This window comes from Streptomyces sp. NPDC050610 (assembly GCF_040654875.1).
GTDB lineage: Bacteria > Actinomycetota > Actinomycetes > Streptomycetales > Streptomycetaceae > Streptomyces.
In genome coordinates this window covers 135685-158942 of sequence record NZ_JBFAIV010000018.1, presented here as the reverse complement: position 1 = coordinate 158942, position 23258 = coordinate 135685, and the positions used below count along the sequence as shown (strand labels likewise).

At 70.0% G+C, this 23258-nt stretch carries 25 protein-coding genes and 1 tRNA gene; 15 read left to right on the top strand and 11 right to left on the bottom strand.

The features are described from left to right. Nucleotides 1–87: 87 nt before the first annotated feature. The 8 genes from AB0I22_RS23015 (at nucleotide 88) to AB0I22_RS22980 (ending at nucleotide 10215) form a co-directional block, all read left to right on the top strand. Nucleotides 88–2901 carry a lantibiotic dehydratase gene (locus AB0I22_RS23015; protein WP_363132730.1) on the top strand — a complete coding sequence of 938 codons (2814 nt, stop codon included), beginning with the start codon at nucleotides 88–90 and terminating at the stop codon, nucleotides 2899–2901. Nucleotide 2902: 1 nt separating this feature from the next. Next, nucleotides 2903–4054: a lantibiotic dehydratase C-terminal domain-containing protein gene (locus AB0I22_RS23010; protein WP_363132729.1), complete on the top strand. Its 1152-nt coding sequence runs from the start codon at nucleotides 2903–2905 to the stop codon at nucleotides 4052–4054. Continuing rightward, nucleotides 4054–5322, top strand: a complete 1269-nt coding sequence (locus AB0I22_RS23005; protein WP_363132728.1) for a peptidase M50 — start codon at nucleotides 4054–4056, stop codon at nucleotides 5320–5322. Before AB0I22_RS23010 ends, AB0I22_RS23005 begins: the two co-directional genes overlap by 1 nt. An 86-nt stretch (nucleotides 5323–5408) precedes the next feature. Further along, entirely contained in the window at nucleotides 5409–6143 is a 735-nt protein-coding gene (locus AB0I22_RS23000) for a hypothetical protein (protein WP_363132727.1), read from the top strand. Further along, nucleotides 6140–6463, top strand: a complete 324-nt coding sequence (locus tag AB0I22_RS22995) for a transcriptional regulator (protein WP_363132726.1) — start codon at nucleotides 6140–6142, stop codon at nucleotides 6461–6463. Before AB0I22_RS23000 ends, AB0I22_RS22995 begins: the two co-directional genes overlap by 4 nt. A 103-nt stretch (nucleotides 6464–6566) precedes the next feature. Then, complete coding sequence (locus AB0I22_RS22990; protein WP_363132725.1) at nucleotides 6567–7493, top strand: ABC transporter ATP-binding protein; 927 nt, start codon at nucleotides 6567–6569, stop codon at nucleotides 7491–7493. Then, nucleotides 7490–8245: an ABC transporter permease gene (locus tag AB0I22_RS22985; RefSeq protein ID WP_363132724.1), complete on the top strand. Its 756-nt coding sequence runs from the start codon at nucleotides 7490–7492 to the stop codon at nucleotides 8243–8245. The genes AB0I22_RS22990 and AB0I22_RS22985 overlap by 4 nt, the downstream gene beginning before the upstream one ends. Before the next feature lie 161 nt (nucleotides 8246–8406). Beyond that, the gene (locus tag AB0I22_RS22980) at nucleotides 8407–10215 is read left to right on the top strand and encodes a TOMM precursor leader peptide-binding protein (protein WP_363132723.1); all 1809 of its coding nucleotides are present in this window, start codon (nucleotides 8407–8409) and stop codon (nucleotides 10213–10215) included. 99 nt (nucleotides 10216–10314) lie between these two features. Here AB0I22_RS22980 and AB0I22_RS22975 read toward each other — a convergent pair whose 3' ends face one another. After that, complete coding sequence (locus AB0I22_RS22975; RefSeq protein WP_030879025.1) at nucleotides 10315–10488, bottom strand: thiazolylpeptide-type bacteriocin; 174 nt, start codon at nucleotides 10486–10488, stop codon at nucleotides 10315–10317. A gap of 197 nt (nucleotides 10489–10685) precedes the next feature. Between AB0I22_RS22975 and AB0I22_RS22970 the strand changes: the two genes are divergently transcribed. The 4 genes from AB0I22_RS22970 (at nucleotide 10686) to AB0I22_RS22955 (ending at nucleotide 14127) form a co-directional block, all read left to right on the top strand. Further along, a complete protein-coding gene (locus tag AB0I22_RS22970; protein WP_363132722.1) occupies nucleotides 10686–12113 on the top strand; it encodes an amidohydrolase in 1428 nt (475 codons plus the stop codon). Between the two features lie 151 nt (nucleotides 12114–12264). Then, a complete protein-coding gene (locus AB0I22_RS22965) occupies nucleotides 12265–12444 on the top strand; it encodes a thiazolylpeptide-type bacteriocin (RefSeq protein WP_363132721.1) in 180 nt (59 codons plus the stop codon). Between the two features lie 132 nt (nucleotides 12445–12576). Next, a complete protein-coding gene (locus AB0I22_RS22960) occupies nucleotides 12577–13638 on the top strand; it encodes an LLM class flavin-dependent oxidoreductase (RefSeq protein ID WP_363132720.1) in 1062 nt (353 codons plus the stop codon). A gap of 72 nt (nucleotides 13639–13710) precedes the next feature. Next, nucleotides 13711–14127 (top strand): hypothetical protein, encoded by a 417-nt coding sequence (locus tag AB0I22_RS22955; protein ID WP_363132719.1) that lies wholly within the window; start codon nucleotides 13711–13713, stop codon nucleotides 14125–14127. 75 nt (nucleotides 14128–14202) lie between these two features. Here the strand turns inward: AB0I22_RS22955 and AB0I22_RS22950 are convergent, their stop codons facing one another. The 5 genes from AB0I22_RS22950 to AB0I22_RS22930 all read right to left on the bottom strand — a co-directional run bounded on the left by AB0I22_RS22950 (nucleotide 14203) and on the right by AB0I22_RS22930 (nucleotide 16804). Further along, nucleotides 14203–14469, bottom strand: coding sequence for a CopG family transcriptional regulator (locus tag AB0I22_RS22950; RefSeq protein ID WP_363132718.1), 267 nt, complete (start codon nucleotides 14467–14469; stop codon nucleotides 14203–14205). 34 nt (nucleotides 14470–14503) lie between these two features. Beyond that, nucleotides 14504–15184, bottom strand: a complete 681-nt coding sequence (locus tag AB0I22_RS22945; protein ID WP_363132717.1) for a ribonuclease H — start codon at nucleotides 15182–15184, stop codon at nucleotides 14504–14506. A 149-nt stretch (nucleotides 15185–15333) separates the two neighbouring features. Then, the gene (locus AB0I22_RS22940) at nucleotides 15334–15558 is read right to left on the bottom strand and encodes a DUF397 domain-containing protein (RefSeq protein ID WP_363132716.1); all 225 of its coding nucleotides are present in this window, start codon (nucleotides 15556–15558) and stop codon (nucleotides 15334–15336) included. Nucleotides 15559–15699: 141 nt separating this feature from the next. Continuing rightward, nucleotides 15700–15924, bottom strand: coding sequence for a DUF397 domain-containing protein (locus AB0I22_RS22935; protein WP_363132715.1), 225 nt, complete (start codon nucleotides 15922–15924; stop codon nucleotides 15700–15702). 4 nt (nucleotides 15925–15928) lie between these two features. Further along, nucleotides 15929–16804 carry a helix-turn-helix transcriptional regulator gene (locus AB0I22_RS22930; protein WP_363132714.1) on the bottom strand — a complete coding sequence of 292 codons (876 nt, stop codon included), beginning with the start codon at nucleotides 16802–16804 and terminating at the stop codon, nucleotides 15929–15931. A 296-nt stretch (nucleotides 16805–17100) separates the two neighbouring features. Here AB0I22_RS22930 and AB0I22_RS22925 point away from each other — a divergent pair, with 296 nt between their 5' ends. Then, nucleotides 17101–17751 carry an ATP-binding protein gene (locus AB0I22_RS22925; RefSeq protein WP_363132713.1) on the top strand — a complete coding sequence of 217 codons (651 nt, stop codon included), beginning with the start codon at nucleotides 17101–17103 and terminating at the stop codon, nucleotides 17749–17751. On the opposite strand, the gene AB0I22_RS22920 is transcribed toward AB0I22_RS22925, so the two are convergent. The 5 genes from AB0I22_RS22920 to AB0I22_RS22900 form a co-directional block, all read right to left on the bottom strand. Continuing rightward, nucleotides 17752–18708, bottom strand: a complete 957-nt coding sequence (locus tag AB0I22_RS22920) for an SDR family NAD(P)-dependent oxidoreductase (protein ID WP_363132712.1) — start codon at nucleotides 18706–18708, stop codon at nucleotides 17752–17754. It abuts the gene before it with no gap. Nucleotides 18709–18742: 34 nt separating this feature from the next. Further along, nucleotides 18743–19342, bottom strand: a complete 600-nt coding sequence (locus tag AB0I22_RS22915) for a TetR family transcriptional regulator (protein ID WP_363132711.1) — start codon at nucleotides 19340–19342, stop codon at nucleotides 18743–18745. Nucleotides 19343–19809: 467 nt separating this feature from the next. Continuing rightward, nucleotides 19810–20436, bottom strand: a complete 627-nt coding sequence (locus AB0I22_RS22910; RefSeq protein WP_363132710.1) for a hypothetical protein — start codon at nucleotides 20434–20436, stop codon at nucleotides 19810–19812. A gap of 228 nt (nucleotides 20437–20664) precedes the next feature. Continuing rightward, the gene (locus tag AB0I22_RS22905; RefSeq protein ID WP_363132762.1) at nucleotides 20665–21066 is read right to left on the bottom strand and encodes a hypothetical protein; all 402 of its coding nucleotides are present in this window, start codon (nucleotides 21064–21066) and stop codon (nucleotides 20665–20667) included. Between the two features lie 449 nt (nucleotides 21067–21515). Beyond that, nucleotides 21516–21587: transfer RNA gene (locus AB0I22_RS22900), tRNA-Arg, on the bottom strand. 201 nt (nucleotides 21588–21788) lie between these two features. On the opposite strand from AB0I22_RS22900, the gene AB0I22_RS22895 reads away from it, so the two are divergent. Beyond that, the gene (locus AB0I22_RS22895) at nucleotides 21789–22313 is read left to right on the top strand and encodes a response regulator (RefSeq protein WP_363132709.1); all 525 of its coding nucleotides are present in this window, start codon (nucleotides 21789–21791) and stop codon (nucleotides 22311–22313) included. Nucleotides 22314–22440: 127 nt separating this feature from the next. Beyond that, the gene (nrtL, locus tag AB0I22_RS22890; protein WP_363132708.1) at nucleotides 22441–23253 is read left to right on the top strand and encodes an ArgS-related anticodon-binding protein NrtL; all 813 of its coding nucleotides are present in this window, start codon (nucleotides 22441–22443) and stop codon (nucleotides 23251–23253) included. Nucleotides 23254–23258: the final 5 nt, after the last annotated feature.

Genomic DNA, 23258 nt, shown 5'->3' with positions numbered 1-23258 from the left:
CCGCGCGGGATGCCGGACGGGACGACGCAGGAGCTCCCGTACGAGACGCCGTACGGGACGACAGAGCACGAGATACGGGGACATGCGATGACTACTGACTCCCGGCCCGCAGCGGCCGGAAGCGCGCCGTCCTGGGCGCTCGGCGAGCGGTTCATGATCCGCGTCGCCGGACTCCCGGTCGAGTCGGTGCGCGCCCTGCGCACACCGGACACCCGCCGCTGGGCGGACGACGTCTGCGCCGCCGAGGCGCGGCTGGCACGGAGCGCCGGCGACCTCAGCGACCGGCTGTACGAGGCGGTCAACGCCAACACGGACGACGGCCTCCGGCGCACCCTCGTCAACATCCGCAGGCAGGTGTTCAACAACAAGCTGCCCCGCGACACGGCCGCCGCCCTCGCCGCCGCCGACGCCGTCGGCGGCGACACCGGCGCCCGGCTCGCCGAGTGGCTGCGCGACCGGCAGGCCCTGGCCGGCCTGGTCGGCGGCGGCCCCGCGATCCTCGCGGCCGAACTCGCCGAAGGGCGCGGCAAGCTGCGCGAGCTGGCCGTGGAGCCCCGGCTGCGGCAGGGCCTCGTACTGGCCTCGTCGTCGCTGGACCGCTACCTCGGTACGTACCTGGGCGCGGGCGCCGCCGCGCTCACCAAGCGGCAGCGCCGGATCGAGCGCTCGCTGCTGGAGTACGTCTACCGGACCGCGTGCAAGACCAGCCCGTTCTCCACCTTCACCGGCCTGGCCCTGGGCGAGTTCCGCGACGGCGACGGCTCCGGAGCGTTCGGCGGCGAGATCGACGCGGAGTGGAGCGACTGCCCCCGGCTCAACGTCGCGGTGATCGGCCGCCTCGCCGACCTCGTCGTCGACAACGACGGATACCGCGCCGACCTGCCCGTCACCCTGGTCACCGGCTGGCGGATGGAGGCCGACCGCATCCGCTACGTGCGGCGCAAGGTCACCGCCGGGGACGACGAGGCGACGGTCAGCTTCGACGCCGTCAAGGAGAGCCTGTTCTTCCTCAAGCAGGGCGGCACCCTGGAGCGGCTGTTCGCCCTGTTCGGGCAGCACCCCACCATCCGCTACGGGGATCTGGTCACCGAGCTGAGCGCGGACGGCGAGGCTTCGGAGGCCGACTACGACCGCTTCCTGTCCGTCCTGCTGCGGCTCGGCCTCCTCCAGGTGCCCGGCCTGAGCGTGACCAACCACAGCCCCGACCCGCTCGGCGGCTTCCGCGACGCGGTCCGCGGCCTCGGCACGGACTGGGCGCTGCGGCTGGCCGACCGGCTCGACAGCCCCGCCGGGCTCCTCGACCGCTACCCGAACGCCGAACTGGACGAGCGCAGGCGGCTGCTGACCGGACTGCGCGAGGAACTCGGCGCGATCCAGGAGGAGCTGGGCGCGACCGCCCCGGCGCTGCCCCAGACCCTCGTCTACGAGGACTCGCGCGCCGCCGCCGAGCCGCTGGTGTGGGAGCGCCAGGGGTGGGAGAAGACGGTGGGGGAGTCGCTGCGGACACTGAGCCGCGTGCTGCCGGTCTTCGATGTCACGCTGCCGCAGCGGCTGCTGCTCAAGGCGTTCTTCCTGGCCCGCTTCGGCCCCGGCGGCCGCTGCGACGACGTGCTGAAGCTCGTCTACGACTTCCACGAGGACATCTTCGACCAGTACGCGCGCATCAGCGCGCAGCGCCGCCCGTTCAACGACGCGGGCGACTACGTCGAGCTGGACAACTGGCTCGACTCGCCGGGCATCACCGCCGTCGACCGCGCGCGGCGCGAACTAATCGCCCGCATGCGGGAGTTGTGGGAGACGCGGCAGGAGGGCGCCGAGGAGCTGGTGCTCGACGACGCCTCCCTCGCCGCCGTGGCGGGCGAGCTGGGCCCGGCCGGTACCGGGTTCCAGCCGCTGAGCCACTTCCTCCAGCCCGCGCGGCGCGACGGCGAGGACCTGGCCGTGCTCAACCGCTCCTGGGGCGGCATCGGCTTCCCCTTCTCGCGGTTCACGCACTGCTTCGAGGACTCACCGGAATCGGAGGACGGCGGCCTGGCCGGCCGGGTCCGCCGCGACCTGCGCGCCGCCCACCCGCGCGGCGCGGTCTTCGCCGAGGTCACCGGCGGCCACGCCACGACCAACCTGAACCTGCACGGCCGGCTCACCGATTACGAGGTGGTCTGCCCCGGCGAGACCAGCTCCGCGCCGCCCGCCGAACAGCTCCCGCTCGACGACCTGTACGTCGTGCACGACGCCGCCGAGGACCGGCTCGTCCTGCGCTCCGAGCGGCTGGACCGCGAGGTCGTCCCCGTCTACCTCGGCTACCTCGTCGCGATGGCCCTGCCGGACGTGCCGCGCGCCCTGCTCCTGCTGTCGCCCGCCTCCGTGCCCGCCGTCGACTTCTGGGGCGGCGTGCCGGAGGAGGAGGTTCACGAAGGGGCCGCCGAGGTGACCACGCGGCCCCGCGTCCGCTACGGCAGCGTCGTGGTCAGCCGCCGCAGCTGGTCGGCGTCGGCCGCGTCCCTCCCCGCCCGTACGCCCGAGACCTCCGACGCCGAGTGGTATCTGTCCTGGCAGCGCTGGCGGCAGCAACACGGCGTCCCCGCGCAGGTCTTCGCGACCGTACGGGCCCCCGCCGCCGAGGAGGGCGAGGAGGGCCCCGGCCCGCTCGCCAACGACAAGCCGCAGTACGTCGACTTCGACAGCTACCTCTCGCTGACGGTCTTCGAGACCCGGCTGAAGGACGCCGGGGCCCGCGTCGTGCTGCGGGAGGCGCTGCCCGGCGAGGAGGACGCCCGCGTGACGTCGCCGGACGGCCGGCACGTAGCGGAAATGGTGGTGGAGACCCGCACCGCGCCGCGGCGGCCGGCCGCGGAACCCGCCCCCCGAGAGACGGACCGAGTCAAGGACCAGGTGAGCTGACGTGACCGAGAGCGTAGAGACCCAGATTCCCGGCGGGCGGCCCGGCCTCGGCGAAGAAGCCGGCGAGTGGCAGGCGCTGCACATCTTCTACACCGGCTCCACCCGGCCGATCCTCACCCAGGCGATCCGCCCGCTGCTCGACCGGCTGACCGAGGAAGGGCTGGTCAACGGCTACTTCTTCCTCAACTACTGGCTGGAGGGCCCGCACATCCGGGTCCGCTTCAAGCCGGTGTCGAAGGCCGCCGAGGCCGAGGTGCGGGCCCGCGCCGAGGAGGCCGTGGGCGCGTTCCTGCGGGAGCGGCCCGCGCTGTACGAGGTGAAGTCCGACTTCTACCGCGAGCTGTACAACTCCCTGTTCGACCTGGAGTTCAGCGACGAGGACCGGAAGCCGTACCTCGGCGAGGACGGCCGGATGCGGCTGCGCCCGATCAACACGTTCAGCTGGGAGCCGTACGCCCCGGAGTACGGCAAGTACGGCGGCCCGGCCGGCGTCGAGCTGGCGGAGTGGCACTTCAAGCACTCGGCGGACCTCGTCATGGACGCGATGCGGACCACGAACGTCCATGTGCGCACGGTGCTCTTCGGCTTCGCCTCGCAGCTGATGATGGTGATGACCACGGGGTTCCTGCACGAGCGGGAGGCCATGGCCGACTACCTGTGGCGCTACCACCAGTTCTGGTACCGCTCGTTCTCCGGCACCGACCTGATCTCCGGCGGCGTCTACGACCGTACGTACGAGTCCGTGGCCGAGAGCGTGCGCAGCCGGTTCGACACGGTCCGGGGCGCGTACGAGGCCGGGGCGACGGACCGGCTCCCGGGCTTCATGCGCACCTGGGCCGACCACTGCGCCGAGCTGCGGGAGAAGGCGGTGCGGCTGGCGGTCAACGGCGACCTGACGTTCCGCGCCTGGGGCGGGGAGCGGCAGGAGACGGTCACCGACCCGGACCAGGCCCTCCAGATCCTGCTGTCGCCGTACATGCACATGACCAACAACCGGCTGCACGTCACCATCCGCGACGAGGCGTATCTGTCGTACGTCCTCGCCCGGTCGCTGCGGGACACCGCGCCGCAGCCGGAGTTCGGGCCGCCGCGGGGCTCCGGGCCGGCGCACGAGTCCGGGACGCCGCGGGACACCGCCGAGGCGGCCTCCTGATGACCGCGCGCCCCTCGGAGTCCGCGCCGCCGCTGCTGGAGCTGCGGCCGGCCCGGCATCCGGAGATCGTGGTCGGACCGGGGCTGGCGCGCGGCCCGCGCGTACTGCACCTGATCAAGGACCGCCGGGTGAACCGGAGTTACGAGGTCGGGGCCAAGGAGCACTTCGTCATCTCCCGGCTGGACGGCGAGCGGACGCTCGGCGAGATCGGCGCGCAGTACGCGAGCCGGTTCGGGCGCCGGCTGGGGGAGCCGGGGTGGCGGCAGTTGCTCGGGCTGCTCTCCGCCCGGCGCCTGCTCGTCGGCAACCCGCCGCCCGAGCCCGCCCCCGAGCCGGAGCCGGAGCCGGCCGGGCCCGCGAAGCGGCGGGGGTACCGGCCGATGGGCGCCGACCTCGTGTTCGGCGATCCCTCGGCGCTGCTGGGCCGGATGTACCGGTGGCTGCGATACCTGTACGCGCCGTACGTGCTGATCCCGCTGCTCGCCGTGGTCATCGCGATGGAGGCGGTACTCGCCGCCCGCGTACCCGAACTGCTCCACCAGGCGCACACGCTGTGGCGCCACCCGGACCTCGCGATGATCGTGGTCGGGCTGCTCTGGCTCAGCTCCGGACTGCACGAGCTGGCACACGGCCTGACGTCGTATCACTTCGGTGGCGGGGCCTCGGAGGTGGGCCTGCGCTGGCGGCCCCCGATGGCCTACCTCTACTGCAAGACCGAGGACACGATGCTCTTCGGGCCGCGCCGCCACCGCGTCGCGACGGCGGCGGCGGGGGTGGTGGCGAACCTGGTGTTCCTGCTGCCGTTCTTCCCGCTGTGGATGTGGTTCCCGCCCGACGACGTCACCCGCGACAGCCTCGCCGCGCTACTGCTCTTCGGCAGCCTGCGCGGGCTGGTGAACTACCTGCCGGTGCCGAACCTCGACGGCTACGTCATGCTCAGCCACGCCCTGAACGTCACCGACCTGTCCACCGAGAGCTACCGCTACGCGCGGCTGTTCGGCAGGCGGCTGTTGGGGCGCGGCGACGAGACGGGCCCGTACCCGAGGCGGATGCGGATCATCCACCTCTGCTACGCCGTCGGCTCCGTGCTCCTCGCGGCGGCCCTGACGGCGGCGGTGCTGTGGCTGATCGTCCTGTGGACCCCCGAGCCCTACGGCCGCTACGTCGCGGGCGGGCTGCTCGCCCTGGTCCTCGTGGGCGCGCTGGGCCGCGCGGTCGGCACGCGGGTGCTGGCGGGGCGGGCCCGCCGGGTCGCCGCGGACGGATGAGGGGGGCGTGTGTGACATGAGGGAACGGATGAGGTCAGGGGGTACTCTGTCGCACCAGGAACTTTGCATCACAAAGTGGAGTGCACGTGAGCGACGACGACCCCAGCACCCCTCGGGAGTCGGCATCCGCCGTGGAGGCACCGGACGGCGGCAGTCCACTGTCCCCGGCGGCCTCCACGGAAGGAATGGACGGCGGCAGCCCGCTGTCCCCGGCGGCCTCCCTGGCGCTGATCGAGAGCGAACGGGGCCGCCTGCTCCGGCGCAGGGGTGTGAACCCGGCCCCGATCTTCGGCAGTTGGGGCATCGCCTGGCTCATCGGCTTCGGCCTGTGCTACCTCGCCGCCCCCGGCGGCCCCTCCGCCCCGCTGCCCATGTGGGCGGCGGCCACCGTCCTGGTCGCGCTCTGCCTGGCCGCGATGGTGGTGCCCGTGGTGCAGGGGGTACGGGCCGGGCGCGGGGTGCGCGGCCCGTCCCGTACGACCGGCGCGATGTACGGGGCCTGCTGGGCCCTCGCCTTCCTGGCGCTCGCGACCGTCAACCTCACCCTGGCCCGCGGCGGGCTCGACGCCGACCTCACCACCCTGCTGTGGACCGGCTCTTCACTGACCGTGGCGGGCGTCCTCTACCTGGCCGGCGGCATGCTCTGGCAGGACCGCGCCCAGTACCTGCTGGGCGTCTGGCTGCTGGTCAGCGCCGTGGTCGGAGTGCTCGCCGGGGTGCCGGGGAACTTCCTCGTGCTGTCCCTGGCGGGCGGCGGCGGACTCCTCGCCCTCGCCCTCTACTACGCGCTGCGCCGGCCGGCCGGTGGTGCGCGGCCATGAACGAGGGCTGGCCCGAACTCGACCCGGTGATCCACGCCCAGGCCCGGCTGCGCGTCATGGTCACGCTCTCCGGCCTCGCCGACGGCGACCGGCTGACCTTCCCCCGGCTCCAGGAACTGCTGGAGATGACCGCGGGCAACCTCTCCACCCATCTCCGCAAGCTCGAAGACGCCGGCTACACGCACGTCGAGAAGACCCACCGGCGGCGCACCCCGGTCACGTACGTCTCGCTGACCCAGCGCGGCCGCCGCGCCTTCGAGGACTACACGGCGCGCCTTGAGGCGCTGCTGACGAACCGCCCCGACGGCGGAACCCACTGATGAACCCCACTGGCCGGCCCCACTGACAAGCCCTACCGGCCAGCCACACCGACCAGCCCCATTGACCAGCCCCACTGACCCACACCGAAAAGGAGGGAGTTCCATGAAGGAGGACTCCGGCCCCGCCGCCGGACCCGCGATAGCCGTCGAGGGACTGCACAAGTCGTACGGCGATGTCCACGCGGTCAACGGCGTCTCTTTCACCGTCGAGCGAGGGGAGTTCTTCGGCGTCCTCGGCCCGAACGGCGCCGGCAAGACCACCCTGATCGAGATCATGGAGGGCCTCCGCAGCGCCGACTCCGGCTCGGTGTCGGTCCTCGGCCGCTCGCCCTGGCCGCGCGACACGTCCCTGCTGCCGCGCATCGGCGTGCAGACGCAGGCGTCCGCGTTCTTCGTCCGGCTCACCGCCGCCGAGCACCTGGAGACGGTCGCCGCGCTGTACGGCCGCGACCGCAAGCGGGCCCGCGAGACGCTGGAGATGGTCGGGCTCACCGACAAGGCCAAGACCCTCGTCGACGACCTCTCCGGCGGTCAGCGCCAGCGGCTCGCCATCGCCTCCGCGCTCACCCACGAGCCCGAGCTGATCTTCCTCGACGAGCCGACCGCCGCCCTCGACCCGCAGGCGCGCCGCAACCTGTGGGAGGTGCTGCGGGAGATCAGGACCGAGGGCCGGACCATCATCTGCACCACCCACCACATGGAGGAGGCCGAGTCGCTCTGCGACCGCGTCGCCTTCGTCCGCTCCGGGGAGGTGATCGCCCTGGACACCCCGGCCAACCTCGTACGCGGCCTCAACGCGCCCACCCGCGTCCTGATCCCCACCGCCCAGCTCGCCCCCGAGCAGGCCAAGGGCCTCGACGGGGCGGACGAGGTGGCCACGGAGGGCCTCTCGACCGTCATCACCACCCGCGCCGTCGGCCGGGTGCTCGCCGCCGTCGGCGGTCTCACCGAACTCCAGGACGTCCAGACCCGGACGGCGACCCTGGAGGACGTCTACCTCGAACTGACCGGGACGGAGTACCAGGCATGAGCGGCTACACGGCGCTGACCCAGGCGCACTACCGGGCGTTCGTACGCGACAAGACGTCCCTCTTCTTCACCTTCGCGTTCCCGCTGATCTTCATCGTGGTGTTCGGACTGCTCTTCGGCGGCCAGTCCGTGCCCGGCGGCCGGCACGTCATCGACTTCATGGCCCCCGGCGTGATGGCCTGGGGCGTGGGCAACGGCGCGCTGTTCGGCGTCGCCTACACGCTGATGCACTGGCGGCGCAGCGACGTGCTGAGGCTCGTCCGGCTGACGCCGACCAGCGTCTTCACCGTGATGGCGTCCCGCTTCGTGGTCGTCCTCGGCATCGGCGTCGTCCAGGCCGCCCTGTTCATCGCCATCGCGACGCTGCCGGTCTTCGGCCTGACGGTCACGGCCCAGGGCGTCGTCCTGGCGCTGCCGGTCCTGCTGCTGGGCATCCTCGCGTTCTTCAGCATCGGGCTCATCGTCGGTACGTACGCCAACTCGCCGGACGCGGTGGCCGCCATCGCCAACTGCGTGATGATCCCCATGGCGTTCCTGTCCGGCTCCTTCTTCCCGATGAGCTCCTCGCCGGGCTGGCTCCAGGGCTTCTCCCGCATCCTCCCGCTGCGCTACATGAACGAGGGCGTCACCAACGTCCTCTCCGGCACCCATGGCGCCTCGTCCCTCCTCGTGCCGTGCGCGGGGCTGCTGGTGTTCGCGGCGGTCTTCGCGCTGCTGGCGACGAAGACGTTCAAGTGGAGCAAGGAATCATGACGGTGGCCGAGGCAGGAACGGAACCGCTGGTGGGCCCCGCCGCCGTGGCGGCCGAGCTCCGCGCGATGCTGGCACGGCGGTCGCGGGGGACCGCTGGGACCGGCGTATCCGATGTACTCGATGCGTCCGATGTATTCGGTGTATCCGATGGGCCGACTGTCGTGCCGATCGGCACGGCCGACGCGCTGGACCCGAGCCGGGACCCCTTCGCCGCCGACCGCGCCCGAGCGACGGTGCACGTGACACCGCAGGCTGTCCTCGTCGGCCCGTGGGGTGCGGACGGAGCCGGGGCCCCCGGCTGCGGGCACTGCCTCGCGATGCGCTGGCAGCGGCTGCGGCCCAAGTACGAGCGCGAGGCACTGGAATTCGGCGCGCCCCCGCACGCCGACGGCGCCTGGCCGGTGCTCACGCAGTACCTCGTGGACGCGGTATGGCTGGCGCACCGGGCGACGGTGGATTCACCGACGCGCGGTGGGGGCCCACAGGTCACACGGGTCGACCTCCGCACCCTGGAGACACGCACGTTCCCGCTCCTCCCCGACCCGCTCTGCCCCAGCTGCGCGGACCACGGCACCCGCGACGACAGCCCGCGCGACCTGGCCCTGACCTCCCGTACGAAGCCGTCCCCGGCCGCGTACCGGCTGCGCCGCCCCGAGTCGTACGGGCTGCCCGCCGACGCGCTGGCCAACCCGGTCTGCGGGGTCCTCGGCACCGGCACCGCCATGAATGTCATGTCGCCGACGACCGCCCCCGTCTCCGGCCGGGTCATGATGCGCGGCCACGCCGGGCTGACCGACCTGACGTGGAGCGGGCAGGCCAACTCGTACGGCGAGAGCCGGAACCTGGCGTTCCTGGAAGGGCTGGAACGGTACGCGGGCACCCGCCGCCGGCACCGCGAGGACGTGCTCGTAGAGGCGTACGAGACGGTCGCGGACCGTGCGCTGGACCCGCGCGACGTCGGGATGTACGGCCCGCGCACGTACGAGCACGACCCCATGCTCACCCCCTTCGACCCCACCCGCCCCATCCCATGGGTGTGGGGGTACTCGCTGCGCGACGAACGCCCCATCCTGGTGCCCTCCCGGCTCGCCTACTACAGCTCCGGCGCCGAGGGCGACAACTTCGTCTTCGAGTGTTCCAACGGCTGCGCGAGCGGCGGCAGTCTGGAGGAGGCCGTCCTCTTCGGCATGCTCGAACTCATCGAGCGGGACGCGTTCCTGCTCGGCTGGTACGGCGGCGCCGAACTCCCCGGCATCGACATCTCGCACACCGCCGACACCGAGCTGCGCACCATGGTGGACCGCGCGGACCTGCACGGATACGACGTAAGGGCCTTCGACAACCGCGTCGATCTGCGCATTCCCGTGGCTACGGCGGTGGCGGTGCGGCGCGACGGCGGGGACGGCGCACTGTCCTTCGCGGCCGGAGCCAGCATGGACCCGGCGACGGCCGTGCGCGCCGCCGTCTCGGAGACGCTGACCTACATCCCGGAACTCCCGCTGCGCGTCAGCACGCGCCGCGAGGAGACCGTCGCCATGACCCGCGACTACCACAAGGTGCTCCAACTGCGGGACCACGCCGCGCTGTTCGCCATCCCGGAGATGACCGAGCACGCCGCCCGCTACCTGCGGCCCATGACCGCGCGGCCGGAGGAGGAGGTCTACCGCTCCTGGCGGGAGGAGGGCCCTCGCTCGACCGAGCTGCTGGACGACGTGCGGTACTGCCGCGACGAGCTGGTACGCGCCGGGTTCGACGTGATCGTCGTGGATCAGACGTCGCCGGAGCAGGAGGCGCTGGGGCTGCGCACGGTGTGCGTGATCGTGCCGGGGCTGCTGCCCATCGACTTCGGCTGGTCGCGGCAGCGAGCGCTGCACATGCCGAGGACGCGGACGGCGTTCCGGCGGGCGGGCTGGCGCGCGGACGACCTCACGGAGGCGGAACTGCACAAGGTGCCGCACCCGTTCCCGTGACCGTTCCCGTGCCGGGGCCCGCTGCCGTACGCACGACAGCGGGCCGCCGGAGAACCCGGCGGCCCGCTGGGACCTGCTGAAGCCGAAGCGCCGAAGCGGTCAGGCGCAGCAGCTGGTGCAGCTGGTGGTGCTGGACGTCGTGCTGCAGCTGGTGCAGCTGGTCGAGTCGAACAGCGTCTCGGTGACGTCGACGTGGTCCTGGATCTCGAAGGTCTCGGACTCCAGCGTCAGCATCTCTTCGGCAAGGGAAGCCAGCTCGGACTGCGCGGCCATGATCACTCACTCTCCTGGGGAAGGGCCTCCCGGCAGCCGGGGGCCACGGCAACTGGGCACGCATCGTGCCCGCACACCGTTATCCCCGGCTCCGCTGGCAAACGCCCCGGCGTCCCGCTGACACACTTCTGACACCTCTCGGCGCGCGACCGCACCCGTCCGCCCCGGGAAAGGAAGCACCTGTGCAAGAAGCCCCTATGCAAGAAGCCGCCGCGCAAGAAGCCGCCGCGCAAGAAGCCGCCGCGCAAGAAGCCTCCGCGCGAGAGGCCGCTGTGCGAGAAGCCGTGCGCGAAGCCTCCGGGCAAGAAGGCGGCCCGGCGCGCGGCGCACTCACCGACGCCCTCTCCGCCGAACTCGGCGCGGCGGCGGCCGACACCCTCGCCCCGGCCTTGAAGCTCTACCTGGATCTGCACGCCCACCCGGAACTGTCGGGCCAGGAGGAACGTACGGCCGCGCGGTTCGCGGCCGCGCTCACCGCCGCCGGCTGCGCGACCACGACGGGCGTGGGCGGCCACGGAGTGGTCGGCGTCCTGCGCAACGGCCCCGGCCCCACGGTCCTCCTCCGCACCGAACTGGACGCCCTGCCCGTACAGGAGGACACCGGCCTCCCGTACGCCAGCGAGGCCCGCGCGCCGGGCCCGGACGGGGCCGACGTACCGGTGATGCACGCGTGCGGCCACGACGCGCACGCGGCGGCGCTGACCGGCGCGGCACTGGTCCTGGCCGGGCTGCGCGAAGCGTGGTCCGGCACTGTCGTGATCGTCGGCCAGCCCGCGGAGGAGACGCTGCGCGGGGCGCGCGAGATGCTCGCGGACGGCCTGTACTCCCGTTTCCCGAAGCCGGACGTGGTGCTGGCTCAGCACGTGGCCCCGTTCCCGGCGGGCCTGGTCGCGCACGGCACGGGTTCGATGACGGCGGCGTCCGCCACGATCGAGGCCGTCGTGCACGGCCGCGGCGGGCACGCGGGGATGCCGCACCTCGCCGTCAACGCCGCGGAGACCGCCGCGCTGGCGGTGGCCCGTATGAAGGCCCGTACGCCCCCCGGCACCGTACTGACGGTCGGCGCCCTGCACGCCGGAACCCGCGCCAACGTCGTACCGGACCGGGCCACCCTCGGCATCACCGTACGGGCCGCCGACGACGCGGCGGTGACGGCGGCCGTGGAGCTGGTGCGCGAGTCCCTGCGCGCGGAGAGCGAGACGGCCGGCAGCCCCCGCCCCCCGGAGACCGAGGTAACCGCCCGCGCCCCCGGCAACGTGAACGACGCACGGTACGGGGCCGTGGTGCGCTCCGCCCACGAGGCGGCGCTGGGCGCGGGCCACGTCGTGGTGTGGCCGTCGTCGACGGCGTCGGAGGACTTTCCCTGGTACGGGCCCGCGGGCGCGGAGGAGGGCCTGTACGAGGGCGCGGCCGTGCCGACGGTCTACTGGATGACGGGCGGGGTCGGGGCGGAACAGTGGTCGGCGGCGGCAGGCTCCGCCGAGGCGCCGACGGGCGAGAAGCTGGCCACCCTCCCGCCCAACCACTCTCCGAAGTTCGCGCCGGAGGCGGTCCCGACGCTGCGCGGGGCGGTGCACGCGATGGCGGCCGGGGCACTGGCGTGCCTGGGACCGGGCGCCGCATAGCCGACCGCACAGCCAGGTGTCAGAAGGGTGTCAGCGGTACGCCGCTCCGTATGCCAGCGAGGCCGGGGATAACGGTGTGCGGGCACGATGCGTGCCCAGTTGCCGTGGCCCCCGGCTGTCGGGAGGCCCTTTCCCAGGAGAGAGAGTGATCATGGCGATGCAGTCCGATCTGGCTTCCCTTGCCGAAGAGATGCTGGCGCTGGAGTCCGAGACCTTCGAGATCAACGACTACGCGGACGTGAGCGAGACGCTGCTCGGCGGCAGCTCGACCAGCTGTGACAGCAGCAGCTGCTCGTCCTCTACGACCAGCACGACCAGCACCTGCGCGTGATCCCGACGCGGCGGTAGTGGCCGCACGGCATCGGCTTGTCCGATGCCCTGCGGCCATCACCGCCGAAGGACGCGCTGACGCGCTGACGCGCGTACGAAGGCAAACGTGGCTAGGAAAGGAACGAACAACGCCATGCGGCACGGTATTTCACTTCTCCCCGACTGTCGTCCCGACCGGCGTTCGGCGGTGGAGTACTACCGGGATGCCCTGGCGCTGACCCGGTTCGCGGACCAGGCCGGACTCGACTACGTCAAGATGACGGAGCACTACATAGGCGAGTACGGCGGCTACTGCCCGAGCCCGCTGACGTTCCTTTCCACGGTCGCCGCGCAGACCGAGCGCATAAGGCTGATGACGGGCGCGGTGCTGCCCGCTTTCCATCACCCGATTCAGATCGCCGCGCATGCCGCGATGGTCGACGCGATCAGCGACGGCCGGCTCGACCTCGGCTTCGGAAGGGCCTGGCTGCCCTACGAGTTCGAGGCGTTCGGCGTCCCCATGGACGAGAGCCGCGCCCGCTACGAGGCGACGATCAACGCGGTACTCCGGCTGTGGACGGAGGAGAAGGTCACCGAGGACACCCCCTTCTTCTCCTTCACCGACGCGACTTCCCTGCCACGCGTCGTACAGGACCCGCACCCGCCCGTCTGGGGCGCCGCCGTCCGCTCCCCGGAAAGCTTCACCTGGCTGGGCGAGCACGGCTTCGGCGTCATGCTGGCACTGGCCCCCCTCAAGCAGGACGTGGGCCTGAGCAAGTACGTCATCGACCTGTACCGCAACGCGTTCACCGCGAAGCACGGCGCCGACCGCGAACTCCCCGGAATCGCCCTGAGCACCCCGCTCTACGTAGCGGAAACGGACGAAGAGGCGTACCGAATAGCGGAGCCGCTGTACCGCGAGTACATGTCGGTGTGGTCCGAGGCGGCCTCGTCGTGGGAAACGACGAAGTCGGGCTCGTACGTGGGCTACGACAGCATGGGCAAACACGCCAAGAACCTGCGCGACTTCGACGTCCGCAAGCACGGCACGGCCGTGATCGGCTCGCCGGAGACAGTGGTGGAGCGCATCCACGAATTCCGCGAGGCGTATGGCGTGGACACCCTGCTGTGGCAGGTGGATTTCGGCGGCCAGAATCTCGACCAGATGATGTCGAGTTTGAAGCTGTACGTCGAAAAGGTGATCCCGAACCTGTAAGGCCGGGACCACCGACCGAGGACCACAACCAAATAACGAGTCATTTCCCCCCACGAGAACGAGGAGACTCTAATGAAGCTCAACACGACCGTTGCCAGGACGGGTGCCTCCCTGCTCCTCGCCGCCGCCGCGGTAGCGGGCGGAGCCGGCGCCGCCTTCGCGGCCCCGGCCGCCCACACGGCCGCCGTCACCGCGGCCCCGTCGAAGGCCACCCCGCCGGACTGCAAGGTCCTCAAGAGCATCTTCGACGTCCTGGCCACCAGCAACGACCCGGCCAAGGTCAAGCCCCAGCTCGACCGCTGGATCGGCCTCCTCGACGCCGCCGCCAAGGACGTCCCGGCGGACCACCAGGCCGAGTACAAGAAGTACGTCGCCCACATCAAGGACATCCGCAAGGGCCTCGACGCCAAGGACCCGAGCAAGGCCATGAAGGAAATCCACGACATCGCCGTCCCGCTCGACAAGCAGCTGGGCGACTGCTCCAAGTAGTCTTCGGCTCCAGCAGATGTGTGGCCCCCGGCGCTCAGCGCCGGGGGCCACATTCATGGGTGCGGGGATAGCTGGTCAGACCTTGATGACGGCGACGCGCCCACCCTGCTCGGCCCGTGCGTGGTGGAGCTGGTCACGGAGGGACTGGATCTCCTCGTCCGGGATGGCACCGTGCTCGGCTTCGGCGGCCTGGATGAGTGCATTGAGATTGTCGCGTTCGACCTGGCGGGTCACGGCCGCCGCCACGTAGGCGGACCGGCCGGAAGGTCCACTGCGGGTTTCGGCGGCTTCAGCGATGTCGCGCGGCATAGTGATCGAGTACTTACCGGTGGGCTCGCTCATGCCACCAATCCTGCCGCGCATCCGCACGCGGCTGTCAGAGCTCCCGACACTCAGGATGCCCCCAGCTACGAGCCCCCTTGGCGACCTGAGTCCCCGCCTCATAGGACCGCCCGCAACCGCCGCACTGCCCGGCGAACTTTGCCTTGATGGTCCTGCTGCCCCCCGACCGAGGCCGGCCGGCAGTCTTCTTAGCGGTCTTCTGCCCCTGAGCGGAGGCGGGACGCGGCACCGGAAACTCCTGAGCACCCTGTGACGTACCGGCGGCGACCTGACTCTCGGCGACATCACTGGCGGCCTGGTCGGCGATGGCGTTGAGATGGTCACCGTCGGCACGGTGGGCGGGCACGTAAACGAATTCCACGGCACGTCCGCTGAGCAGCGAGTCGATACGCTCCACAAGCTCCCGGTTGGCGACGGGCTTCTTCGAGGCGGTCATCCACCCATTGCGCTTCCAGCCGGGGAGCCATTTGGTCACGGCGTTCATCGCGTACTGGGAATCCATCCGGACCTCAATCCGGACAGCCGGGTCCGTGGCCTCCAGCAATTCGGCGAGGGCCGTCAATTCAGCGATATTATTGGTCGCCGTACCCAGCGGCCCCGCTTCCCAACGCTGCGGACGCCCCTCGGCATCGGCAGAGACCCAGCCCCAGGCGGCTCGGCCCGGATTTCCTTTGGACGCCCCGTCGCAGGCGGCGATGATGTGCTCGGCAGACATTCCTGAATCATGCCAGCGCCTGACGCCCTCCGGCGAATCACTCATCTCGCGGTGGCAAGCACCCCCGGACACGGCCGCCAGGAGGTCCCGTCGACCCGTGTATAACCAAGGTAGAGAGCCCGGCGCTGAGCGGTGATGAGGGCGAGCACCTACAGGTTGTCGAAGTCTCCGGCGGCTATGCCGGCCTTGAAGGCGTGCCACTCGCCGGGGGTGAAGCAGAGGTGGGGGCCGGAGGGGTTCTTCGAGTCGCGGACGGCCACGGCGCCGTCGGGGAGTGGGGCGAGCTCGAAGCATTCGCCGTTGCTCGCGGTGAAGCTGCTTTTCTGCCAGGTGAGGTCGTCGGGGTTGATCGCGTACAGCTCTGCCTTCTCCATCAGGTCAGACCTCCTTTGGCGCTTATGTCGCTGCTCTCGGCGGGTCAGAACGCCGCGCCCAAGAGGTTGCGGAAGAACCGGTGCAGGCGTTGCAGCTGTAGTCGATTGCGAGCCAGCCGGGGTGGTTCTGAAGTCGCGTGCCTACAGGTTGTCGAAGTCTCCGGCGGCTATGCCGGCCTTGAAGGCGTGCCACTCGCCGGGGGTGAAGCAGAGGTGGGGGCCGGAGGGGTTCTTCGAGTCGCGGACGGCCACGGCGCCGTCGGGGAGTGGGGCGAGCTCGAAGCATTCGCCGTTGTTGGCGGTGAAGGTGCTTTTCTGCCAGGTGAGGTCGTCGGGGTTGATCGCGTACAGCTCTGCCTTCTCCATCAGGTCAGACTTCCTTGTTCTTGGTGTGGGTGATGATGTCGCGGCTCTCGTCGGGAGAGAGTGCCGCATCCGTGAGGCTGCGGAAGAGCCGGTGCAGGCGTCGCAGGTCGCGGGGGTCGTCCATCGTCAAGCTACCAGCGACTGACTCGCCGAAGGCCACATCCGGTACGTCCTCGTCCGAGAACTGGAGGATCCTGAACGCCGCGATCTGCGCTGCCTCTTCGCCCTTTCCGTAGGGGACGACACGGAGATCGACGCTGTCGTGCGTCGAAATGTTCAGCAGATACTCCAGTTGCTCCTGATGCGTGCGCTTGCCTCCCACCTGGAAGTCCAGCGCTGCCTGTGTGACGACGTAGTGACATTCCAGCGGGGATTCGGTCTCCAGCAGGCAGTGCCGTTGTCGCAGCCCGCGTACCTCGACGAGGGCATCGATCTGGTCCGGTCCCAGCGAGGTGAAGCCCACGCCAGTGACCGCCTGGGCGTATGCCTCAGTCTGCAACAGGCCGGGCAAGATGCCGACCTGATACTCGTGAACGATCGAAGCAGCTGCTTCGAAGCCGAGGAATCGTTCGTACTGGGCGCTGATGACCTCGCTGTACGGAGACCACCATGGCGGACGTTGTTCCCTTGTGGCCGCGTGCAGTTCGGCGAGTTCGTCACGTTGGGGTGCGGGGACCTCGTAGAGGTCCATGAGCTTGGCGAAGTGCTCCTGGGAGCACACGCGTTTGCCGGTCTCGATGCGGCTGATCAAGGAGACATCGCAGCCGAGGACCGATGCCACCTCCGCGATCTTGAAGTGGTTGACCTGGCTGCGGAGTCGTCGCAGTGCTCGGCCGAATGTGACGCGGGACATCAACAGAGTGCTGTTGCTGCTGGTCATTGATCATTCCTAGCGTCGTGAACGAGCCATGAGCAGCGTTCAGTTGGGGGCATTCCCGATCGGCAACGACCAAAAAGTGAGCAATTGCCGCCACGCTTGGCACGTGCCAGGCAGGTGACTTGACGATGCTGAGCGCACGGTGCAGCTTAGCCGTTGTGACGTACCGCACTCGGTCGAGTCCCGAGAGTGGCCACGTTCGGTGTGCCCGTTGAGGCGCATGAGGCGACTGGTGGTCGAGCAAGTGTCGGCTCTCATCCGGGGAGTTCGGACTGCTCGCCGGATCGGTGGGAGCTGTCATGGGTGAACCGTATGAAGTGGGCTTTCGGCTGGGTCGGCGTCGCAGCAGTGTTCCCAGAGCGCGGGCGTTGCTGCACGCGGTACTCGGCAGTTGGGGCGTTGCCGGAGACGTCGTGGACGAGGCCGAGTTGGTGCTTTCCGAGCTGGTGACCAACGCGCTGCGGGTGCGGGTGCCGAAAGACCGCCAGGTCGGGGTGCGGATCGTATGGCTGGTGGAAGACAGGTTGCTGCGGCTGGAGGTGAGCGACGCCGGAGCGGGGTGGCCCGAGGTGCAGGTCCCGGAGGAGGGGGAGACGCACGGACGCGGGTTGCTGCTGGTGGAGGCGGTGGCTCACCAGTGGGGTGTTGAGAAGCGAGAGGGCGGGATCGGGAAGACGGTGTGGGCGACGCTGAAGACCCCGAACTGCGTGGCTGAGGCTGCTGAAAGGGAGATCGCGGCGGTCACCGTACGGGCCGGGCAGTGTGTACGCGTGTGGGGCACGTGGCACGGAGTGCGCAGCGTGAGCGGTGAATGGCGCCCCTCCGGTGGCGGCGCGGTCGTCCTGGTGCTGGACGACGGACCGGCGCTACGGGTGCCCGCTGCCGAGCCGTTGACCGTACGAAACGGCACGGCCCCCTCGCGGGCTGGCGAGGGGGCCGTGCCGGGGTGATCAGCTGTTGGACGCCTTTCGGCCGCGACGGGCGGCCGGGGCAGCAGGATCGACCCCCGTCATCTCCACGCTCGCGTCCCACAGCCGGGCCGCCGTCTCGACATCCGTCATATGCGGCTGCGGCCGTTCGACCCGAGGTTCCCCACGCAGCCCGAACACCCGGGGTCCCCACATCTGCCCCCCGACCGCCTGCGGATCGAGCGCGGCACGCACGGCGGGCCAGGCCCCGGCCTCCTTCCCTTGCAGCATCACCCCGGCGGGGAGTCCGAGGAGCCGGCGGGAGAGCGGGTTGACGTGGACGCCGGGCCGCGAGGGAGTGAGGGAGTCCAGAGCCCCGCCCGGGTGGGCGACCAGACTCAGGCAATCGCTCCCAGCGGCGCGCAGCCGCCGGTCCAGCTCGAAGGCGAAGCTCATCTGCGCGAGCTTGGAGCGCCCGTAGGTCTGCTTCGGGTCGTACGAGCGCGCGCACTGAAGATCGTCCAGGTCGAGCCTCTCCGACCGTGCCGCGAAACTCCCCATGGTGACGAGACGCGCGGCGGGGGCCGCCTTGAGGAGCGGGCCCAGCCAGTGGGCGAGTGCGAAGTGCCCGAGGTGATTGGTGGCGAGCATCTGCTCGTGACCGGCGGCGTTCTCGCGCCGGGGCGGATCGTCGAGTGCGATGCCGGCGTTGAAAACGGCGACATCCAACCGGTCCAGCTCCAGCCCGTCCACTGACGCCTTCAGCGACGAGAGATCCGCGAGATCGAGCGGCATGTGCAGCACCCGAGCCTGCGGCGCCCGGACGGCGATGGCAGCACGGGCCGCGGCAGCCTTGGCCGCACTCCGGCTGCCCAGGACGACAGTCGCTCCCGCCTCGGCGAGCTGCTCGGCGATGAAGTACCCGATACCGGCGTTGCCGCCGGTCACGAGAGCGGTCAGATGTTCGGCGCGCGCCGGCCGATGAACGTTCCAGGCCATGAGGTTCCTTTACGGAGAGGGGACGGCGCAGCAGCTAAAAGCCGGGCCAGCCGAGCTTGAGGTGATGGAAGGCCGAGGCAAGGGCGGCCCTGGGGTCCGGGCAGCTGGAGGCGAGGTCGGGCGTCTCCAGGACGTACCGGGCCAGAACCCGCAATGAGTCATCGACCTCCGCCCGCCCCGCGGCCTCGGCCAGCAACTCGGCAAGGCTGTCCGCACAGGCGACCCACACCCGACGGGCGTATGCGCACAGCGCGGGAGTGCCCATCACCAGATCCATCCGCCGCTGGTACTCCTCGGGCAGCTTCTCGGCGAAGGGCGCCCGCCCGGCGAAGAACGCATGAAGAGCGTCCAGAACAGAACTCCCCTCGGCCCGCCCCCGCACCGCGACCGCCAACGAGGCTTCCCGCTCCCCGCTGTCATCGAGGATCAGCGCTTCCTTCCCCGCCGGAAAGTGCGCGAACACCGTCGTGACCGCCGTGTCGGCCGCCGCCGCGATCTCCGCGACCGTCACCTTGTCGTACCCGCGCTCAAGGAAGAGCTCCAACGCGGCATCGGACAGCGCCTTCCGCGTCGCCGCCTTCTTGCGCTCGCGCCTGCCCGGCACCGATCCAGCGGATCCATGAGTCGTCGCCATGACTCCACTGTATCCACACTGACTGTGAAATCCTAATGACTTCGTTTTCGTAGTCATTTTTCCTGGGGTGTGTCCTTGTGCCTGGGCCTGCGAGCATCGTCAGCGATGGGGAAGCCGGTGCAGCCAGGCGGGCCACTCGGCGCGGAGAGGGGCGATCGTCTTCGGGAGCCGGCCCAGGAATGTCCCTCAGTCGTACGGCGCTTGTGTGCACGAAGCGGAAACCCCTGATCTGGCATAAAGCCTGATCAGGGGGTCTCTCTGGTGCTCGTCTGTCTCACACTCCAACTTCGTGAGCAGACGGCCGCCCCGGCAGGATTGGAACCTGCGCACACAGCTCCGGAGGCCGGTTGGATCCTGTGCGTTTCCGGTGGTCCGGGCGGTTCTCGCGCACCGGGCAGCTGCCTCATCCCGCAGATACGCCGCGGGGCGCCCGTGTGCGGCCCAGGGATGACCCCGCGCCGAGTTGCTCACTCAAGTCCATGCGCTGCTAACCGGAGTTGTTCTTTGTAGAGCCAGGTGAAGGTGCGGTCGGGTTCGAGGCGGGCGTCTCCCCAGTGGATAGCGTGGATGCCGGCCTCTGGATCGGCGGTGAAGAACAGACACACGAGCTTCGTCGAGGCGCCAAGGTCCTCGAAGGTCTCGTGCAACTCCTCGTATTCCTCGGTTGTGTACTCATCACCCAGGGAGAAGAGACCTTCTTGCGGTTCTGGCCCGTGACCGAGGAACATGCGCCGGCGTGTGGGGGAGGCGTTGGCCGCAAGCCGTGCACATTCGAGGAGCTTGGGGCGGTCGGCGTACTTGTAAGGGAAGAGCGCGTGGTCGTTGATGACGGCGTACTCGTAGCCGCGTACGTCCCTGACCGCTTCGTCCAGCTCCCGGGCCATGTCGGCAAGGTTCTCGCGTACCGCCTGTGCCAAGGAGAAACCGTAGGGACTGCGCTTCTTCAGACCGACAGCGAGATGACCCGCATGGGCTCGCGCATGGGCCTTGGCCAGTTGCATAGGTACTGCCTTGACGACCCCGCCGGCGTGCGGCCCGAACCGCTTGATGGCCCACTCGGACGGCTCGTCTTGAATCTCGCCTGGCTCGGTCATGCAGAGGCCCCTCCCGGTCCACCCGCCCTACCAACTGTGTGACACGTGCAGGAAGGGCCAACAAGGGAGCGATCTGGCCACATGACGCGAAAGCACCTGGAGGTGGGGCGCTTGGAAGGGGCTGGGTGTGATCGTTGCTGCACCACCTCTGACGTGGTGTTCCCGGGTGTCTAGGCGGATGAGCTCGGCGTCTTCGACACGCATTGGACAGGGCGGGGCTCCGAACACCTATCGGCCCGGGGCCGAGTGCAGCGCGTGGAGTGAGTTGACCTGTCCAATCCAGAACTCGAGTCTCGCCGCTGAGGACGAGCCTTTGGGGAGCAGGCCGAGCTGCTGTGCGAGGGTGTAGAAGCCGGGCCCGGCGTCGTTCGCGCCGAGGTAGTGAACCAGTGCAGAGATCATGAGCCTGCTCTGCGGGTAATCCTGCTCCACTATCAGTCCAAGCAGGTGGCCCATCGCTGCACGTTCGTCCGCCTGCTCGAAGTCGAAGCCGGTAAGCCCAGTCCGCCGGACCAGTACAGAGTTCATCTCCGTGTAGGTCGTGACCTTGCGGAGTTGTGCCCGCTCAACGAGGAACTTCAAGCCGGCACTGGTCAACTGCTCCCATGCCTCTTCGCTTCGGCCGTACATAGCCACCCTCTGCACTCGACATCCAGGTGCCTGAGTATGCCGATCCGGCTGATGCGGCGGGGAGGCTTCGACCACCTGCGGCTCCGGCGGAGCCACCGACTGAATTCGCCAAGGCACTGCAGACGCTGGTTGCCCGCTACGCGAAGTGCATGCGTGCTCAACGCGAGATCGGCGATCAGCGCATCGATGCATTCTTCCGCGAGTACGGCCGACGCGGTCCGTACTGCTCGCCGGCTAACTGATCGGCGCTACGCTCCAAGCCGCTGCGATTCCCGGGGGCTTCGTCGTTTCTCCGGTGCGACCTGCGGAAACGCCCCAAGAGTCATCCGGCAAAGAGGCTGCAGTCTCCGACATACGGCCCCCCAGAGAGACATACGCCCGCACATGCAAGAAGACCCCGCACCCAGCAGAAACGCTGGTGGCGGGGTCTTTAGGCACCTCGTAAAGGGTGCCCCCGGCAGGATTCGAACCTGCGCACACGGCTCCGGAGGCCGTTGCTCTATCCCCTGAGCTACGGGGGCGTGTCGCCCGTTTGCCTGGCGACGGGTAGAACACTACCAGCTCTCGCGGGGTGCCCAGGAACAGGCATTTGCGGGGGTCGGGGCGGTCGGTGGGGAGGGTGGGGGAGTGGGGAGATGGGGCGGGAGGGGCCCGGGGGATAAGGGGTTGTCTGTGTTGATTGTCTTGGATGAGTTGGTTTCGTCCGCGATCCGCTCCCTCACATGGCGGAAGTGGGGAAAACCCGGACGCAGCAGGAGGTGCGCGCCTACTCTCTAGTTGTGCCGGGCGCGACCGGCCGGGTCCTTGTCGTCGATGACAACAAGGTGATCCGGCAGCTGATCAGGGTCAACCTCGAACTCGAAGGGTTCGAGGTCGTGACCGCGGCCGATGGTGCCGAATGTCTGGAGATCGTCCATCGCGTGCGGCCCGATGTCGTGACGCTGGATGTCGTCATGCCACGGCTCGACGGGCTGAGTGCCGCCGCCCGGCTGCGGGCCGATCCTCGTACGAGCCGGCTGCCGATCGCGATCATCAGTGCCTGTACCCAGCCCGAAGTGGACAGTGGGCGTGCGGTCGGGGTGGACGCGTTTCTGGCCAAGCCGTTCGAGCCCGCCGAGATGGTGCGGCTGGTGCGGCGGCTCATGGGGTGGGGCGGTGACGAGGACGGTGAGGACGCCGGGCTGCCGGACTCGGCCGCGCCCGGTGGGGCGGAGGACGCGGAGTCGGTGGGGCGGCCTGCGGGGTGAGAGCCGTTCGCGGGATGCGCCTGGGCCGGCCCGCGGGGGGACTCCTGTGCGCGGAGAGGCCAGCGGCCTGTCCCGCAGGGTGAAACGTGTTCGCGGGGGTGCCCCCGCTCTCCCATACGCTTGTCCTGTGACCCCAGCAGAACTCTCGTGCGCCGTGGTGCGCGCCGTGCGCCGTGCCGTCGAGGCCGGTGAGCTGAGCGCGCCCGTGCCCGAGCGGGTCACCGTGCGGACGCCGCCCCGTCCCGGCTGCGGGGAGTTCGCCACCAACGTCGCCCTGCGGCTCGCCAAGGACGCCGGGCGGCCCGCCCTTGACGTCGCCGAAGTGTTGCGGCGCCGGCTCCTGCGCGAACCCGGCGTCCAGTGCGTCGAGGTCGCCGGGCCCGGTTTCCTGAACATCAGCCTCGACGGCGCTGCCCATGCCACGCTCGTCGAAGAACTCTGCACCGTCACCCCTTCCCCGGCCCTGCCGCTCGCGCCCCCCGACGAACTCGTCCGGCGGCTGGGCCCGGACGCCGCGCGCTGGAGCCTTCTCACCGCCCCCGGCTTCGACCGCGACCTACTGCTCGTACAGCGGGAGACCAACCCCCTCTTCCGCGTGCGGTACGCCTACGCCCGTACCCAGGCCCTTCTCCGTAACGCCCGTGACCTCGGGTTCTGTCGGGGGGAAGGGGATATCGAGGCGGACAGTGAAGTGCTGTTCGGGGTGCTCGGCGACCGGGAGCGTGTCGTCGGCCGCGCCGATCCCGTCCGCCTCGCTCGCTACCTGGAGCACCTCGCCGACGTCTTCTCCCGCTGGCACCACCAGTGCCCGGTCCTGCCCATCGGTGACGAGAAACCCTCGGCCGTTCACCGCGCCCGACTGGCCCTCGCCGAGGCCACCGGGGCTGTGCTGGCAGACGGCCTCCACCAGCTCGGCATCACCGCACCCGCGCATCTCTGAACTCG

What these genes read in the sequence shown, in the direction of transcription:
- AB0I22_RS23015 (WP_363132730.1), top strand. Translation starts at nt 88, where the DNA reads ATGACTACTGACTCCCGGCCCGCAGCGGCCGGAAGCGCGCCGTCCTGG.
- AB0I22_RS23005 (WP_363132728.1), top strand. Translation starts at nt 4,054, where the DNA reads ATGACCGCGCGCCCCTCGGAGTCCGCGCCGCCGCTGCTGGAGCTGCGG.
- AB0I22_RS22995 (WP_363132726.1), top strand. Translation starts at nt 6,140, where the DNA reads ATGAACGAGGGCTGGCCCGAACTCGACCCGGTGATCCACGCCCAGGCC.
- AB0I22_RS22990 (WP_363132725.1), top strand. Translation starts at nt 6,567, where the DNA reads ATGAAGGAGGACTCCGGCCCCGCCGCCGGACCCGCGATAGCCGTCGAG.
- AB0I22_RS22985 (WP_363132724.1), top strand. Translation starts at nt 7,490, where the DNA reads ATGAGCGGCTACACGGCGCTGACCCAGGCGCACTACCGGGCGTTCGTA.
- AB0I22_RS22975 (WP_030879025.1), bottom strand. Translation starts at nt 10,488, where the DNA reads ATGGCCGCGCAGTCCGAGCTGGCTTCCCTTGCCGAAGAGATGCTGACG.
- AB0I22_RS22970 (WP_363132722.1), top strand. Translation starts at nt 10,686, where the DNA reads ATGCAAGAAGCCGCCGCGCAAGAAGCCGCCGCGCAAGAAGCCGCCGCG.
- AB0I22_RS22965 (WP_363132721.1), top strand. Translation starts at nt 12,265, where the DNA reads ATGGCGATGCAGTCCGATCTGGCTTCCCTTGCCGAAGAGATGCTGGCG.
- AB0I22_RS22960 (WP_363132720.1), top strand. Translation starts at nt 12,577, where the DNA reads ATGCGGCACGGTATTTCACTTCTCCCCGACTGTCGTCCCGACCGGCGT.
- AB0I22_RS22955 (WP_363132719.1), top strand. Translation starts at nt 13,711, where the DNA reads ATGAAGCTCAACACGACCGTTGCCAGGACGGGTGCCTCCCTGCTCCTC.
- AB0I22_RS22950 (WP_363132718.1), bottom strand. Translation starts at nt 14,469, where the DNA reads ATGAGCGAGCCCACCGGTAAGTACTCGATCACTATGCCGCGCGACATC.
- AB0I22_RS22945 (WP_363132717.1), bottom strand. Translation starts at nt 15,184, where the DNA reads ATGTCTGCCGAGCACATCATCGCCGCCTGCGACGGGGCGTCCAAAGGA.
- AB0I22_RS22940 (WP_363132716.1), bottom strand. Translation starts at nt 15,558, where the DNA reads ATGGAGAAGGCAGAGCTGTACGCGATCAACCCCGACGACCTCACCTGG.
- AB0I22_RS22935 (WP_363132715.1), bottom strand. Translation starts at nt 15,924, where the DNA reads ATGGAGAAGGCAGAGCTGTACGCGATCAACCCCGACGACCTCACCTGG.
- AB0I22_RS22930 (WP_363132714.1), bottom strand. Translation starts at nt 16,804, where the DNA reads ATGACCAGCAGCAACAGCACTCTGTTGATGTCCCGCGTCACATTCGGC.
- AB0I22_RS22925 (WP_363132713.1), top strand. Translation starts at nt 17,101, where the DNA reads ATGGGTGAACCGTATGAAGTGGGCTTTCGGCTGGGTCGGCGTCGCAGC.
- AB0I22_RS22920 (WP_363132712.1), bottom strand. Translation starts at nt 18,708, where the DNA reads ATGGCCTGGAACGTTCATCGGCCGGCGCGCGCCGAACATCTGACCGCT.
- AB0I22_RS22915 (WP_363132711.1), bottom strand. Translation starts at nt 19,342, where the DNA reads ATGGCGACGACTCATGGATCCGCTGGATCGGTGCCGGGCAGGCGCGAG.
- AB0I22_RS22910 (WP_363132710.1), bottom strand. Translation starts at nt 20,436, where the DNA reads ATGACCGAGCCAGGCGAGATTCAAGACGAGCCGTCCGAGTGGGCCATC.
- AB0I22_RS22905 (WP_363132762.1), bottom strand. Translation starts at nt 21,066, where the DNA reads ATGTACGGCCGAAGCGAAGAGGCATGGGAGCAGTTGACCAGTGCCGGC.
- AB0I22_RS22895 (WP_363132709.1), top strand. Translation starts at nt 21,789, where the DNA reads ATGGCGGAAGTGGGGAAAACCCGGACGCAGCAGGAGGTGCGCGCCTAC.